This window comes from Psychrobacter sp. T6-1 (assembly GCF_052258445.1).
This window is the reverse complement of the sequence record NZ_JBQQFC010000030.1, coordinates 1-16,500: the sequence shown is the minus strand read 5'-3', so window position 1 is coordinate 16,500 and position 16,500 is coordinate 1. Positions and strand designations below refer to the sequence as shown.

Annotated in this window: 13 protein-coding genes and 1 tRNA gene; 2 read left to right on the top strand and 12 right to left on the bottom strand. The window is 45.6% G+C overall.

Translation table 11 applies throughout. The features are described from left to right. From ACTXGO_RS03630 to ACTXGO_RS03575, 12 genes are all read right to left on the bottom strand, one after another. On the bottom strand, window positions 1-290 hold a 290-nt coding region (locus ACTXGO_RS03630), incomplete at its 3' end, for a molybdopterin-binding protein (protein ID WP_443573387.1). Window positions 291-610: 320 nt separating this feature from the next. Next, complete coding sequence (gene moaA, locus ACTXGO_RS03625; protein ID WP_443542103.1) at window positions 611-1,711, bottom strand: GTP 3',8-cyclase MoaA; 1,101 nt, start codon at window positions 1,709-1,711, stop codon at window positions 611-613. 142 nt (window positions 1,712-1,853) lie between these two features. Next, window positions 1,854-3,149, bottom strand: a complete 1,296-nt coding sequence (locus ACTXGO_RS03620; RefSeq protein WP_443542105.1) for a molybdopterin molybdotransferase MoeA — start codon at window positions 3,147-3,149, stop codon at window positions 1,854-1,856. Between the two features lie 225 nt (window positions 3,150-3,374). Beyond that, entirely contained in the window at window positions 3,375-4,085 is a 711-nt protein-coding gene (locus tag ACTXGO_RS03615) for a nucleotidyltransferase family protein (protein ID WP_443573385.1), read from the bottom strand. Next, the gene (locus ACTXGO_RS03610) at window positions 4,082-5,389 is read right to left on the bottom strand and encodes an XdhC family protein (protein ID WP_443542109.1); all 1,308 of its coding nucleotides are present in this window, start codon (window positions 5,387-5,389) and stop codon (window positions 4,082-4,084) included. Before ACTXGO_RS03610 ends, ACTXGO_RS03615 begins: the two co-directional genes overlap by 4 nt. A 102-nt stretch (window positions 5,390-5,491) precedes the next feature. Beyond that, window positions 5,492-8,005 carry a molybdopterin cofactor-binding domain-containing protein gene (locus tag ACTXGO_RS03605; RefSeq protein ID WP_443573383.1) on the bottom strand — a complete coding sequence of 838 codons (2,514 nt, stop codon included), beginning with the start codon at window positions 8,003-8,005 and terminating at the stop codon, window positions 5,492-5,494. A gap of 2 nt (window positions 8,006-8,007) precedes the next feature. Then, entirely contained in the window at window positions 8,008-9,000 is a 993-nt protein-coding gene (locus ACTXGO_RS03600; protein WP_443542113.1) for an FAD binding domain-containing protein, read from the bottom strand. Beyond that, window positions 8,997-9,635, bottom strand: coding sequence for a 2Fe-2S iron-sulfur cluster-binding protein (locus ACTXGO_RS03595; protein ID WP_317198729.1), 639 nt, complete (start codon window positions 9,633-9,635; stop codon window positions 8,997-8,999). The genes ACTXGO_RS03600 and ACTXGO_RS03595 overlap by 4 nt, the downstream gene beginning before the upstream one ends. 221 nt (window positions 9,636-9,856) lie before the next feature. Further along, entirely contained in the window at window positions 9,857-10,525 is a 669-nt protein-coding gene (nfsB, locus tag ACTXGO_RS03590) for an oxygen-insensitive NAD(P)H nitroreductase (RefSeq protein ID WP_435949432.1), read from the bottom strand. A 22-nt stretch (window positions 10,526-10,547) separates the two neighbouring features. Next, window positions 10,548-11,546, bottom strand: a complete 999-nt coding sequence (gene fdhD, locus ACTXGO_RS03585; protein WP_443542116.1) for a formate dehydrogenase accessory sulfurtransferase FdhD — start codon at window positions 11,544-11,546, stop codon at window positions 10,548-10,550. Window positions 11,547-11,606: 60 nt separating this feature from the next. Beyond that, window positions 11,607-13,976 (bottom strand): FdhF/YdeP family oxidoreductase, encoded by a 2,370-nt coding sequence (locus ACTXGO_RS03580; RefSeq protein ID WP_443573381.1) that lies wholly within the window; start codon window positions 13,974-13,976, stop codon window positions 11,607-11,609. Window positions 13,977-14,219: 243 nt separating this feature from the next. Further along, on the bottom strand, window positions 14,220-15,062 hold the full coding sequence (locus ACTXGO_RS03575) for a HesA/MoeB/ThiF family protein (RefSeq protein WP_443542155.1): 843 nt from the start codon (window positions 15,060-15,062) through the stop codon (window positions 14,220-14,222). Window positions 15,063-15,240: 178 nt separating this feature from the next. On the opposite strand from ACTXGO_RS03575, the gene ACTXGO_RS03570 reads away from it, so the two are divergent. Together ACTXGO_RS03570 and ACTXGO_RS03565 are read left to right on the top strand one after the other, a co-directional pair. Next, window positions 15,241-15,317 (top strand) — tRNA-Val (locus tag ACTXGO_RS03570). A 557-nt stretch (window positions 15,318-15,874) separates the two neighbouring features. Then, window positions 15,875-16,500: transglutaminase-like domain-containing protein (locus ACTXGO_RS03565; RefSeq protein ID WP_443573379.1), on the top strand; the 626-nt coding region annotated here is incomplete at its 3' end.

The window sequence follows — 16,500 nt, the reverse complement described above, 5'->3', positions numbered from 1 at the left end:
TTATCAAACAACACGCTTACCGCCTCTGGCATGCTATCTCTGATAAAAAACCCAGTACCGCCCGTGGTAATCACCGCATGCACGTTTGGATCGGCAATCCAGCCACTAACGACCGCTCGAATCTGATAGATATCATCGGTGATAAGCTTACGATCAGCCAAATGATGACCTGCCTCGGTTAAGCTATCTACTAAATACTGACCCGAGGTATCTTCTGCCAGCGTACGACTGTCAGAAACGGTCAAAATAGCAAGGTTAAGGGGTATAAAATTAGCAGCAGGCTTACTCATAAAAGTTCCTAATAAAATACAGACTTTAATTATTCAAAAAGTGGCGACTAGGGCGTGTTTGAGCATTCGACCGTGGCACTGACAGAGACTACTTTTTAGGCAATTTGCAGATAAAAATAGCAAGCTTAGTTACTCTAAGGGTCTATTTTTATCAATAAAGTGGCAAAAAATAGTCCTGTCCTGCAAGGCTGATGCTAAAATCGCCCTAGTCGTTGTAAAAATCTAGCCAAGGCGTCTGCATTACCTGCAATTTTCACTTAGACTAGAAATATTTTAGCTATCAGCAGTGCCTTCTTGTGAATGCTCAAACACGCCCTAACCTAACCACCGATAATCGATAGATTATGCATGATGCCGCTATTGGACTCATGCAAATGATGATGCTCAGGTTTGATCGGCATAAAGCTATGTAACGTATCGACCAACCCTCGTACATCGTTGCTTTGTAAGTGTTGGCGAATATCGTAGTTGCCTTGGTCAAACAAGCACAGATGCACTTTGCCTTTGCTGCTGACTCGCAAACGATTGCAAGTATCACAAAAGTGCGCCGCATAAGGGGCAATCATACCGATGCGACCTAGATAATCTGGATGACTATACTCAACCGCTGGACCATCGCTACTACCGCGCTCGTGAGGTTGCCAGCCGTGCTCTAATAGGTAATCGATGATGGTATCGGAATGGGCATGCTGGGCAAAAAACAGATCACTGTTATCACTGGTTTGCATAAATTCTATGAAGCGATAAGTAACGGGTCTATCTTTGACATAGTCGATAGCGGTTATCAGATTTTCAAAGGCGGTTTCTGCCATTAACACACCGTTAATCTTAAGTTTGATATCTGTGGTCGTAAGCAAGGTATCCATATCAGCGAGCAGCTGCGGCAAAGTATTAAAGCCTGTCATCTTATGAAAGGTAGCGGCGTCAAAGCTGTCCATGCTGATATTAAGCTGATCAAGACCAGCCGCTTGCCAACTAGGTAGATGTTTACCCAGCTTATAACCGTTACTGGTCATGGCAACGGTTTCTATGCCCGGTGTCTGTTTAATGGTTTGGATAATCTCGACCACGTCACGGCGAATGGAGGGTTCACCGCCTGTGATTCTGACCTTTTTGGTGCCAACTTGAGCAAAACCGTGAATAAGCGTAGCAATCTCAGGAATACTAAGCTCGTCATCAGGGCGCTTGCCTTGGTAGCCATTGGGCAGGCAATACTCACAGCGAAAATTGCAAAAGTCGGTAATAGATAGCCGCAAGTAAGTCAAACGACGGGCAAAGCCGTCCGTTAAAGGCTTAGTGTCTAAATGCTCTGCAGAACTGGCAGGCGCAGCGAAAGACGACGCCTCAAAGCTATCAGCTATAGCGGACGTGGCTGGCGAATACAGTTGAGCACTGCTTAGGTTAAGAGTATCGTCATTCATAATTTACTACCATCGGTATTGCTAGTTGTAAACGCTACTTGCGCTTATCGTCTATCACCCTATTGTACCGTTTACCCGCAACTTTTCTTGTAGTGATCTTTAAGTGAATTGGCAAACACATAATCAACTATTCGATGAATAATTAATTTTGTAGCCAAGGAAAAGGCTGCACCATCACCTCACTATTTGCTGCGACATCGCCGCTGTCTTTGTCCAACACGACAAAACAGTTGGCAAGACTAAGCTGTTTGATTCTATGTGATTGCTGTTTTGAGAAACACTCAACTTCATACTCGCCTGCCGCGCTTTGCGACAATACACCGCGCTGGAAGTCCTTGCGACCGACGGATTTTTTGATGTCATTTATCAGTGTGGCTTTGACATTTATTTGCATCAGTTGCTCAGATACGCTAGCGCCTGATAGTTGCCACAACGCTGGAATCACAAATTGTAGCGCGCCTACGACTGTAGATAATGGGTTACCTGGCAAGCCAAAGTACAATACAGGCTTATCTAAATCTTTGTTTAATTCACCAAACACAAAGGGCTTACCAGGCTTCATCGCCACTTTATAGTGGTTAATCTGACCCAATTGCTCAATCACTGTGGTCAAAAAATCATAATCGCCCACTGACACGCCAGCGGTAGAGATTAGCACATCACAGTCTTGCATAGCCTCATTGATAGCAGCTGTGGTCTTATCCAAATTATCAGGGATAATGCCATAATCGCGGACGCTAATCGGCAAATCCGCCAGCAAAGTCTTTAGTGTTGGGGTGTTGGAGTTATATATTTGCGCAAGACTTGTCAGCTCATCACCAACAGCAACGAGCTCGTCCCCTGTCGCGAGCACCCCTACGATAAGCGGCTCAAAGACATTAACTTGGCTCACACCTAAATTGGCAAGTAGGCTGATATCCGTAGGGTTAAGGCGCTTACCGACTTTTAAGACCGCTTCACCTTGCTCTATTTCTTCGCCTTGCTTGCGAATATTGCTATCGATGTGAGCCGTTTGCGTGAGCGTAATGGCGTAAGGCTTTGATTTATCAAGCGTGTCTTTTATTTCTGCAAAGTTGGTGTTCTCTTGCATGATGACAGTATCACAGCTATCAGGCACCACCGCCCCTGTAAAAATACGCACACCTTGCCCTGCTGCTAATTCGCCAGTAAAAGCGCTGCCCGCTTGTGACTCACCGATGATCTCGATAGAACTATCTGCCGATAGTGTGCTGCCTTGAGCGATAGCATAACCATCCATCGCCGATACATTTTGTCTGGGTACATCAAAGTTTGAGGCAATATCTTGCGCTAGTATCTGATTGCGGCTGTCTTGCAAAGCGCACGTTTTAATAGCTCTCTGCTTTAGAGAAAAATCGTTATTATTATAATCCTCTACGCGCTGTTTTATCGCTGATTGCAAGGCTTCCATGGTAATCATAAAAATACTCTTTTCTATTTATAGTACTAAACTTATAGTATTGAACTTATTGTATTAAACATTAAAAACTGCGCTATAAAAATTACTTTGTACTAACTATAGTTAATTCAATATAAAAACGATACAGCGAGATGAAAATTTGCTTTTCTTGCGTGCTGTGCCTACGCCGACAAAGGCTGCGAAAAACAAATTTTTATCAAGCAACTTGGTAGCTACCTATCTAATTTATTTGGATTCGACTATATCAAGCCATCTTTGCGCTCTAGCATGAGCGAGTTGGTAAGGGGTGTCAATATCATAGCTAAGTTGAGGATTAATAACGCTGCTAATTTGGTCAGCTGGTAGACCTCTGATTAAGTGACGTAGGCCTTTATCCCCTGTTAGTAGTGCCTGCCATTGATTTAGTAGCTCATAATCAATGACTAACGGCAGTCCAACGATATCTTTTTTGACGGTATTATGAGCCACTGTTCTATCTGAAGTTTGCTCATCGCTCCAGTTATTTAAACTGCTGTATCTGCTAGCAACTACTCTTTGCGATGCTACCAGCAAGGCTTGCAAATGCTCTTTATCGAGTAAGATTTGATCAATACCCATAATCAATACTCTATTGATTGATAAACTATCATTGCTGTCTAAATGATTTAACGCCTCAACACCTAAGTACAAACTATGCGCCATACCTATATCAGGTGTTGGGTTTGTAATCCTATGCACATTATCCTGCTGATCGATCATACCTTTAATAGCAGTATCTATTGACAGATTGCCTTGAGGGGTAACCATCACAATAACTTGCGGCTGAGTCGCTAAGGCCAGCTGAGTCATATAGCAGATTAAGGGTTCGCCCTCTTTTTTAAGTAGCTGTTTTGTTTGACCTAAACGCTGACTGAGACCACTTGCCAAAATAATAACGGCATGGTTTTGCATCATCATGCGTGGCTCATCATAGCTATATCGTTATTTGCTAAATCTATATGTTGAGCTGGCGGTGCTTGATTATGCATAACTGCGTTAATCTGCGCCATGATACCCAGTGCTAAAGCTTCGGGCCCATCGCCACCCAGCTTATAGCCAATAGGATAATGCAGCTTATCGATACCCTCATTTAAAACACTAGCATCAGATTTAGTAGCTTTAATCTCATCAATTAGACGCTCGGTACGATAGCGCGGGCCCAATTGTCCCAGATATTTATGGTTGACACCTGTCAATAATGCAGCAAGGCGAGCACGGTCTTGACTAAGGCTATGCGACATTAGAGCGACGGCAGCGTTTTCGCTGAGTTTGAGCAAGGTATCAGTATCGTCTAACGCTAGCGGCAGCACTTCATCTGCCTGCGGGAAACGTATCCGCGTAGCATATTGCGCGCGACTATCTACGACGGTGACATGCCAGTCTTGCAACTTTGCCATGGTGACCAGTGGCATCACATCATTGCCTGCGCCGCATATCAATAGACGGACTTGCGGCTCTAATCGTTGCATGAGCCACTCTGTGGTTGGCTGTTTATTATCTTCACTTTTTATAATCAGGTATTTAGTATGGTTATTACCTAGTTTGTGCTGAGCTAATTTTTTGGCAGTACTATTAATTAGGCTTAAATCAGTTTGCTCAAAGCTATCGTGAGCATTTATAAAAAGATCTGATGCTATCTTTGGCTGAGTATCGTCATCCAAATGAAGGCGCATACCGATTTGCATCTGACTCTCAGAAGCATTATCAGTACGAATCAACGTCGCTATCGTAACGGGCTGCTGGGTATGTCGAACTTGCCTGATGATGTCTAATAGCGCCGTCGCTGTCCTTAAGCGCTCAAACAGCACATGCACCCGTCCGTTGCACCCTAAGCCAAAATTTAGCTCATCTAAATCAAGATCATAGTCGTCATCTAAATCTGCTTCTACAGAATCATCTGGCGCTATCGTTTCACTAGCTACAGTTTTATTAATACGAGCGTGGGCTTCACCGCTTTGCGTATATTCAATATCATCGCCCGTTTGATAGACTTGTACGCTTGCGCCATTGCGAGTAAGCCAAAAGGCGCGTTTGATAATATGCGGCTCAAGGCAGCCACCACTAATCATGCCAATAGAGCGTCCATCCTCGCAAATAAGCATCATCGCGCCCGCACGGCGATACGCTGAGCCTTCGGTGCGTACGACCGTTGCCAGTACAGCATCAACATTTTGACTTTGAGCAACACTTGCTAATTTGAGGATATCAGCGATTTGGTTCATAGTTTAATTCATTCTTTTAAAAAACAAATAAAACCTGCTTAATATTAAAGATAATAATGAGCAGGTTTTAAAGGATGGTCAAAGACGAGTTCGGACTTGAGGTTACTCAGGCATATCTGCTAAAAGCTTATCTAGAGTAATCGGAAAGTCATATACACGCACGCCAACAGCATTATAAATCGCATTTGCAACCGCTGCCGCTGATCCAGAGATTGCCGTCTCACCAATACCCTTAATATGCATAGGGTTGGTGTATGGGTCGTCCTCTTCTAAAAGAATAACATCCAGTTGCGGTACATCTAGATTGACAGGAACATGGTACTCCGCCAAGTCATGATTGCACAGTCGGCCGTCGCGTTTATCATGGATAACTTCTTCCATTAAAGCAGAACCAATACCAAATATCATACCGCCATAGCACTGCGAGGTCGCCGTTTTGTGATTAAGAATACGTCCAGCAGCATATACTCCAGTCATGCGCTTAACTCGAATCTCACCGGTAAATCTATGCACGGCAACTTCAGCGAAATTGGCACCGAAAGAGGCTTGACGGTAGTTTTTACCGTTTTTGCCTGGTTTGATCTGACCTTTAGCACTGATTTCTCGCTCCTCATATTCAGCGATGATATCAGCTAAGGCGTACGATTGCGCTTTGCTAAAGTCGTATTGCTCATTTGCAGGTTTTAATTCAGGAAGCGGCATACCTGTCTTTGCCGACACTTTATCTGCCAAGTCTGCAGCTTTATTTACCAAGCCTGATACTTTATCTACCACGCTTTTATCGACTACTCCTTTTTCCACCAAGTTTTCATCGACAAAGTCTGCTACTTTTTCTCTACTTGCTCCAATAGCGGCTTCTGCCTTGCTAGGCTGATGCTCACCTGCTTTTTTGATCTGACCGTTATCTAGGCGAATAGTATCGGCATGAAGTCCTACTTTTTTTGCAAGCATTTCGCGTAGCTGCTCGCAAGCTAAATAGACACCACTACCTGCACTCGCAGCACCAAAGCTACCGCCAGAACCAGAGGCGGCTGGCAAATCACTATCGCCGAGCTTCATCTCAACGTGATCAATCGGCAGTCCTAACAGCTCAGCTGCAATTTGAGAAAACACCGTATAGGAACCCGTACCGATGTCGGTCATGTCCGTCTCGATGATGGCTCGAACGCCAAGCTCTTTAGTATCATCTACTTGCAAGATTGCTCGTGCTTGAGAAGGTTGCAGCATATTACCACGAGAGGTTGCCGACATGCCCATCCCTATCCACCAATCGCCTTGTAGTTGACTGGCAGGTTGAGGGTTGTGCTTATCCCACCCAAATTGCTCTGCACCTTTTTCCATACAAGCGACTAGCTGACGAGTTGAGAATGGAATCTCTTCACTAGGATCTTCTTCGGGCTCATTGCGGCAGCGCAGCTCGATTGGATCAATCTTTAGCTGTGAGGCCAGCTCATCCATAGCACACTCAACCGCGATCATACCCACGGCTTCGCCTGGAGCACGCATAGAGCCTGATAGCACTTGATTCATATCTACCATCTGGTAGTGGACGCGGCGGTTTTCGCCACGATATAGATAATGGGTAGATAATGCCGTCGGCTCAAAAAATGCCTCTCCTGGCAAATTGCTAGTAGTAGTATCATGAATAAAGGTATTAATAATGCCTTCATTATCACAGCCAATAGCGATGCGCTGACGCGTGTTTGAGCGTCTAACAGTCGCCTCCATCACTTGTGGACGCGTCATTACAACCTGTACGGGACGCCCAACTTCTTTTGCAGCAATAGCAGCAGCAATAGACTCAGGCGCAATGCCAAGCTTACTCCCAAAGCCGCCACCGACATAATAGGAGATAAGATGTACCTGATCTTTATCTAAGTCTAGTGCATCCATAATCTGCTGTTTACAAGAAGCAATCATTTGGTTTGAAGAATACAGCGTTAGCTTATCATCTTCCCAAAACGCAAGCGTCGCATGCGGCTCCATAGCGGCGCTGTTTTGACTTGGCGTATGATAAAGGCAATCGAGGGTGACCTTAGAATCACTAAGCCCTTGCTCAGGGTCGCCTTGCTCAGCGTTTTTGTCTGAGCCCTTCTTTTCATCGACATCATGAGCGTTGGGCAGCTCTTGCTCAAAATCTACAGCGGCCTTGTCTGTCTCATCTTTATAAGTTACTTTGAGCGTTTTGGCCCCTTCTCTTGCCGCCTCAAACGTTTCGGCAACGACTACTGCGATAGGCTGACCGTGATAAAAAACTTCACTGACGCCTTGCGTCGGCGCTTTGGTCATACCGCCTTGCTGGGCATTGCGCAAAAACTGCTTGGGGTCGGTAACCACTTTAATAATACCCGGAATATCAGCAATCGACTCACTATCGATGTTCTCGACTTCGCCCTTGGCAATAGTGGCACCTACCAAGACGCCATATACCTGGTTATCTACTGAAATCTCTGCACTGTAAGCGGCTTGACCACTCACCTTTAGTGAGCCTTCAACTCTATTGATCGGCTTGCCTACCACATTGCTAGCCGTGTTGTCGAATAGGGTATCAACAGACTCGTTCATCGTCTCTTTATTGGTCGGTTCTGACGGTAATACGGTATCTAATAATGACATGATTATGCTCCCTCGCCTGCTAATGCACGGCCAATGACTTGTTTGAGTAGACGACGTGTAAGTGGTATCTTAAAGTCGTTTTGACCACTACCTTTGGCATTTTTTAGTAATAAGTCCGCAGCCTGCGCGATAATGTCATCATTGCCATCAGTGCTAGTTAACAAGGCTTCAACGTCCTCATTGCGCCATGGCTGAGTACCGATGCCACCAAAGGCTAAGCGTACGGTCGCCAAGTTTCCATCGTCATCAGTATCTACGACTGCAGCGCAAGAGACGAGTGCAAAAGCATAAGAAGCGCGATCTCGCACTTTGTCATAAGTGTGCATACCTTTAATAGGTGCTGGCAGAACGACATGAGTAATCAGCTCGCCTGACTCCAAAACGTTTTCGATATGCGGCGTATCTTTTGGCAGACAGTAAAAGTCTTTGACATCAATGTTGCGAGTTGAGCCATCTGCTTTGACCGTCTCGATAGTGGCATCTAATAAGCGCATGGCTACTGCCATATCGGAAGGATGCTGCGCGATACAAGAGTCGCTCGTGCCCAAAATCGCTAGAGTGCGGTTCTCGCCATTGATAGCAGGGCAACCTGATCCTGGATTGCGCTTATTGCAGGCGCTGTCAGTCTGATAAAAATAATAGCAGCGCGTCCGCTGTAAAAAATTACCGCCTGTGGTCGCTTTGTTGCGTAGCTGACCGGTCGCCCCTGCCAATATAGCGCGAGATAACACAGGATAATGAGCAATCACTTTAGGATGCGCAGCCAAGTCACTATTACTAACGAGGGTACCGATACGTAAACCACCATCTTCTGTGTCTTCTACTTGCGTAAGCTCTAAACGCGTAACATCAACCAGTTTAGTTGGAGTTTCAACTTCAAGCTTCATTAAATCAAGTAGATTGGTGCCGCCTGCGATAAAGGAAGCGTCTTTGGGAGTAGCAAACATAACCGCTTGCTGCGGCTCAAGGGCGCGAATATATTCAAAGCGTTTCATGAGCGGTCTCCTGATGTACGACTTGGCGTTGTATTATTTGGCTTACCTAGCTGGGTCTGACTTGGCGGCGGTGACCAGATGCCAGTGACTGCCTTTTTGCTTGTGTCATTCTTCGATGAGTCACCAGCTTGGTTTTGCAATACCTGTGAGATGGCGCTTACGATATTGGGATAAGCAGAGCAGCGACAAATATTACCGCTCATGCGCTCAGCGATTTCTTGTATAAGCTGCCCATCAGGGTTTTGCAAATCTTCACTGACATAGCTTGGCCAGTTTTGTTTGACCTCATCTATAAGCGCTGTCGCAGAACAGATCTGCCCAGGCGTACAATAGCCGCACTGAAACGCATCATGATCTTTAAAGGCTTGTTGCAACTCAGACAGCGACTCTGGCATACCGATACCTTCAATCGTCGTGATCTCATCACCATCATGCATGACGGCTAGAGTCAAACAAGCATTAATACGCTCACCATTGATGAGGATAGTACAAGCGCCGCATTGACCGTGATCGCAGCCCTTTTTGGGACCCGTTATTTGCAAGTGCTGACGACATAAATCAAGAAGAGTGGTACGAGGGTCAAGGTCATCGAATCGATGCTCTTGGTTGTTAATCGTTAACGTCAAATTAGACATGCTGGCTTCCCGCTGGCAGTTGGTTATTGTTTTTGGGTAAAGACATAAACGTGAGCTAAACATTTAGTAAGTTTATTATGACCTATCAATACGCTTACTGTGTTTTACCTTTGTAATACTTTTGAGCAAACTAAAATATTTAGGTAAATGACTACTCACAAAAAAAGCGCCATAAGCGCTTGAGGTTAAAGAGTCTTTACTCGTGTTTATTACAAAAGCAACTAAGCTTTGCTCATGATGTCAGCTTCACTAAGGCGTGATTTGGGCAAAGTCGCGTTATAGCCATCCCCGCTTCGATAACCTAGACTGACAACGCCAATTGAGCTAAATCCTTTAGTATTTAAATCCAGCTCTTCATCTAGCACTGCAAAATCTACTCCTTCCATCGGTGTTGCATCGATACCGAGCATAGCTGCCGCAAGTAGTAGCGACCCCATCGCAATGTGTACTTGCTGCGCTAACCAGTGTGCTTCATCTTTAGTTGCGTAGCGATGGTTATTGATAGACTTTTTGCGCTTAGCGTCCATTTGATCTTTGTGTTTGGGTTTAGTAAAGCGGTCATCGGCATCTTCTTTGTCTAGCACTTTTTGCAGATATTCATTGTCTGCATGCGCCAAACTGCAAAAGACAATAACGTGTGAGGCATCTCTTATCTTATGCGAGTTAGCCTCATGATGACCATCAGTCGCTTTAGCAATGCGCTCTTTACCCGCGTTATCATCAGCGATGACATAATGCCAAGGTTGAATGTTGGTCGCCGACGGGCTTAGACGTAACACGTCTTTTAAGCTCTGAAAATCAGCCGCTGATAATTTTTTGTTTGTATCATAGTCCTTAACGCTATAACGCCAAGTCATAACCTCAGATAAATCTGTTAACTCATGCGCCATCGTTTTATGACCTTTTTAGTTATTATTTACTCGTATCATAGCCTGCGTAGTAAGTTACTCTGTCCTGGCGCAAAAATCCCGCCAGTCCCAATCCGTAACGCTCTGCAACGCGCACCGCTGTACTGGTTGGCGCTGACATACCTACTAACCAAGGCAGGCGCATACGGATAGATTTTTGTACCAGCTCAATAGATAAGCGCGAGGTCATCACCACACAATCGATGTCGGCCTTTTGCCGAAGTTGCCAGCCAATCAGTTTATCAAGAGCATTATGACGTCCAACATCTTCAAAAAGATACAATTGACCCTCATAAACTGTCGCCGCCGCATGCACAGCGCCTGTCAATTGATGAGTATGTTGGGCCATATCGATCTTCGCTCGTATTGCCAGCAAAGTATCTAACTCTGGACGTGAGCTTGGCTTGGCATTAGAGGTTACTGAACCCTGATAAGCACTCAGATCAGGCAGTGCTTGAGCAAGTCCTGTGATACCGCACATACCGCAGCCCGTTCGGCCTGCTAATTGGCGCTTTTGTGCTTGAATACGCTGATGACAGCGCTGATTGAGTACCAGCTCTACCACGTAAATATCATAATCTAACAAATGCTCTAATGACTGTGTACTATCACTATGACTGTCGCTAAAGGATGTAAAACTGGCGCTATCGGTCAGTTGCGTAACGTCCCAATCGAGTAAGTCTCGACTGTGATCGATCAGCCCTTCACTAAACAAAAACCCAACAGCCAGATACTCTAACTGTTGGGGACTTGCCATCAATACAGCGTAGTGAATACCATTAATCACAATAGAGACAGCAGCTTCGACAGCTAAGCTTGCCTGCCGACTATCGATATCGAATTCATCTATTGCACTTATCGACCCTGCACTGAGCGATTCGTCAAAATTACTCTTTGTGTCTTTAGCCTTTAAGTAATAGTGTTTATGCGTTAAATGATGACGTGACAAAGGCGATACTGATGTCAATACGCGCGCGGTCTCAAGGTCTATATCAATACTCATAACTACTCATGCACATATAAACGACATTATAAAATAGCGCCCTGATCACTGTTTATCTCATTACGCGGGTACTGCTAAACTCATATCTTCAGCAGTTTTGTCTTTACTAGTCTGCTGTATCATAGCCATTTTTTCTAAGACAACCGTTGCCGATTTATACGCTGGTATATGCGAGTCTGGTGCTTGAGTGTCTAGATCAAATAGATCATTGCACTCAGGATAATAGGTAGCGACTGCATTGGCGGCGATGTCCATCTCTGTCAATACCAGTGGTCCCAATACGCGCTTCTCGCCGCTACTGGTCTCACGAGTAATCTGAACTTTATCGCCTTTGCTCCAGCCTAGTCGGCTTATCTCATCAGGATGCATAAACAGCACATCACGGCGATCAGTTTGACGATAGCGATCTTTGTAGCCAAATATCATGGTATTAAACTGATCATGACTGCGTACGCTGGTTAATTGCCAAACCTGCTGCTTGCGGTTTTGACTATCGATAATGCTGTTGGCACCTTTATTAAGGGCAGAGGTTTTCGATTGCATCTGTTCTGCGACAAAGGTGATTGGATACTTGGGCACTTCAAACTGCGCCTTTTTACTGTCGGTATTCCAAACACGATGACGCGCAGGATGATACAGATGAAAACCACGATCAGCGGCGCGTACACGGTAGTTGAAATTCTCAAAACCGTCGATAGCTTGGGCGACGTAATCACGAATGATATCGAAGTCCTCACCCATCTTTTGCCAAGGAATGTCGAACTTACCGCCCAGTACATGAGTTGCCATGTCAGCGACAATCTGCACCTCAGATTTAAGCGTATCACTGATCGGCTTGAGATTACCCTTAGAGCGCGCAATCTGGCACATCGAGTCCTCTGTTGTAACGAACTGCTCGCCTTTACTGGTGATAATTTTTTCGGTACGGCTGATACAAGGCAAGATAATATTGTTAGCGCCAGGGTGCAGCATAGTGCCATTGAGCTTTGTCGCGACAAAGACGTTGAGCTCAGTGGTGGTCAATGCCTGCTGGATTGCACTCATATCGGGCGCGGCTACCGCATAGTTACCACCCATACTCACAAAGGCTTTAAGCTTACCTGCAATCAAAGCTTTGGCACCTGCAACGACATCAAAACCATCTTCACGAGGCATCGGCTGCTTAAACACGCGCTCAAGACTATCGAGTAGTTTTTGATCTGGGCGCTCATGGACACCCATAGTGCGATCGCCCTGTACATTGGAGTGACCACGCACTGGAGACGCGCCAGCGCCTTCGATACCTATCATACCCATCAGTAGTAGCAAGTTGGTGATCATCGCTACATTATCATCACCTTGAACGTGCTGAGTAATACCCATGCCCCATGTACAGATAGTCGCTGGACTATCGGCAACTAAGCGTGCAACCTCAATGATTTGCGCTTGATCAATACCTGAACCGCGCTCAATATCTGCCCATGACTGCTCTGTGAGCCACTGCTGTAGTGCCTCAAACCCTGAGGTATGCTCAGCGATAAAATCAGTATTTATCTTATCATTCTCAAGTAGCCATTTTGCAATACCTGTCAAGAGCGCCGCATCCCCTCCGATCTGGATCTGGATCACATCATCGACCAAATCATCACTCTGACCTGCTGCCATGTGCGTCGGCTTTTGCGGATTTCTAAAGGCGCTTAGCCCCTGCTCACGCATTGGATTGACCGAGAGTATCTTGCAGCCTTGCTTATGGGCGTGTGCGAGCATCTCAAGCATACGCGGATGGTTGGTCGCAGGGTTTTGACCGAACATAATGATCAGGCGCGCCCGCTCAAAATCCTCTAGCATTACCGTCGCCTTACCTACGCCCAGCTGACGACCAAGCATCACTGAGGTTGGCTCGTGACACATATTGGAGCAATCGGGCATATTGTTAGTGCCAAATAGACGCACAAACAACTGATAAAGAAAAGCGGGCTCATTGGTTACGCGCCCTGAGGTGTAAAACAGCGCCTCATCAGGAGAGTCCAATTGATTAAGCTGACTTGCAATCCGCTTAAAAGCGGCGTCCCAAGAGATAGGCACATAACGATCTTGCGCCGCATCATACGCCATTGGTTCTGACAAGCGTCCGCTGTGCTCAAGCTCATAACCTGTCCAGCTTTGCAGCGCGGTTACCGTATGCTTGGCAAAAAACGCCGCATCGGCTTTAGTAGACATGGTCTCACTAGCAATAACTTTAAACCCTGTCTCACAGACATCTAAAGTCTTGTGCGTCTTGTGATCAGGCCACGCGCAACCCGGGCAATCAAAGCCGCCATTGGGCTGATTGCTCATCAGTACGCTCATGCTCCCGCGCAAAAATGCTTTGTAATCCATAAGTTTACGAGTCGATGCGACCAGCGCAGGCCAACCGGCTGCAGGATGGGCATAAATAGGAATCTTGCGCATAGGAGACCTCATGTCATTTGTGTCATTAAAATATGATAAAACGTAAACGCTGAATCAAAAACAGCTGTACTAACCAGTATTCAACGTAAACTTAAAAATAGCCAGTAGAAATCTAGTCATTTGGCTACTTTTTCACAAAAGTAAACGTGATGTGCAAGATAAATAACCTATAGCAAAAAGAAAAAGCGCTAAACCTAAAAACCTGGGACGTCTGATAGTCTGTTAATTATTAATTTGTCTCATTTAACCTGCGCATACCCTACAATGATTGTCCTTTTTAAATTTTATGTTGTGTTGACTCAGGTGTCTGCAATCCCAATTGAGCAGTTGACCTGATAAGGGATTAACGCCTAGTCCTAGATATTGCAACGCAAGATTGGCTTGCATATTGCCCATGACCGTTGTGGTACTAGCGAGCACACCCGAGCTGGCACAATTTTGCGCGGTGCTATTATTCGATAACGTCTCACCAAACACGCAGTAATAGCATCCCGTTTCTTTGTACGGCTCATACAGAGCAAGCTGTCCTGTCATAGCAATCGCTGAGGCCGAGAGCAGTGGCAAACGCTGTATTACGCTAATCTCATTTAGCAGCTCACGAATAGCAAAATTATCAGTGCAATCAAGCAGTAAAATATTTGAGTGATTATCGATATTAGCAGAGGATAAGAGGGTTTTTTTCTGCGCTATAAAGGCAAGCAAATTGTCTGTTGATTGCGCATGTATACGCTCGGTACTATAGCTGACTTCAATCAAAGGGTTAATCTGCTGTAGTGCCTGACAAGCGGTCTTGGCCTTATTATGTCCGATGTCTTTTGCGGTAAATAACGTTTGCCGCTGTAAGTTGCTCATCTCAATCACGTCATCATCGATTAGATGAATATGACCAACCCCTGCCCGCGCTAAGGTCTCAGATGCCGGACACCCCAAGCCGCCTGCGCCAATGATGATTGCCGTACTGGACTTGAGACGTAGCTGAGCACTGATATCCCAACCACTGAGTAACACTTGACGGGCGTAACGCATGAGTTCATCATCAGTTAGCATAAGCTCTGCTGACGTTGTCTCTAGCGCTGTCTGCGGCATTATTCGCTGCGTTAAATCTGACATTGAACTCTCTTTATTCTAAGGTACATAGGACATTGTACAATAGGCGTAGCAGTTTATGATTGATATTAGTATGCTCTTTTATTGTGATAATGCCTGAATAGTTAAATAAACGCTTGCAAAGTCGCTAAAACTTGCTAAAATGCTCATCCTAAATAGGCGTATAGCTCAGTTGGTTAGAGCGCTACCTTGACATGGTAGAGGTCAGCAGTTCGAATCTGCTTATGCCTACCAAATTTAGAAAGCCCCAGTTTAACGACTGGGGCTTTTTTTCGTCTGTAGGATATGGGCTGTAGGGGAAAATTCTTGCTTACATCGACTCATAGTCATGATTACGCAATCAGATTTAAATCATTTAAAAATATGACGGTGACCAGCGTTAAAAAACTATTGAAATTAAACCTCTATTTTCGACCTCTACTGTAAACTTATTAAGAAATACAGACGTGCTGGCCTCGCAGCTAGCACCGACGCTATAGCATTATAATAAGGAGAATTATTCTTGTCTTGCAAAGCGAAATCGATAATTAATCGACTTTTGACGCTTCTCAGGTTTAATATATCCAGACTACATAGTGCAATGGATGATGTCTCACCTTTTGACTATGAAAAGCGGTATGATAGTCATTTAACCCTGTCAGGCATCGCTGCCTGTCTCAGACTCTGCTATAGTCGGAGCGTCTCTTTGCAACATTTGATTAACCTGCGCAGCAGCGCTGTTGGCTTGCGCCAATCAGAAAGCCCCACGCGATCGTTAGCTCACTAGAACAATACCCTTAGGGAGTTCAAATATGATCCTCAAACTTGACGTCAAACTTCATTATCGGCTCGCCGCGCCGATGGACCTTTTGCTTCAGATCGAAGCCGCTGATCTTGTGGATCAGCAGGTACGTTCGGCCGAGATTTGGACATCAGACGTTGCGCATTTTTCACGAGTTGGCGCCGATGATGGCATAGGAGAGCGGATTTGGATCCGTGCTGACGGGGATTTTAGCTGCACTTACCTCGCAGAAATTGCCATTGACCGTCCTGCTTTGGATATATCAGCACTACACCAAGTGCCCCTCCATCGTTTGCCCGGAGAGACGATCAAGCATTTGATGCCGTCGCGCTATTGCCCGTCAGACCAGTTCCAAGCCTTTGTGGACGCCGAGTTTGGTGATCTTGCTGGCGGCGCACGGATTGCCGCGATGCGCAATTGGATCGAATCAAATTTTAGCTATGTGTCCGGATCGAGCCATGCACAAACTACCGCGCTCGATAGCTTTGTTCAACGTCAGGGCGTATGCCGCGATTTTGCGCATGTTCTTGTGACCCTAGCGCGCGCGTCGTCGATACCCGCTAGGTTCGCGAGCGTTTATGCGCCCGATGTGAAGCCGCAAGACTTTCATGCCGTGGCTGAGGTCTATCTTGAGGG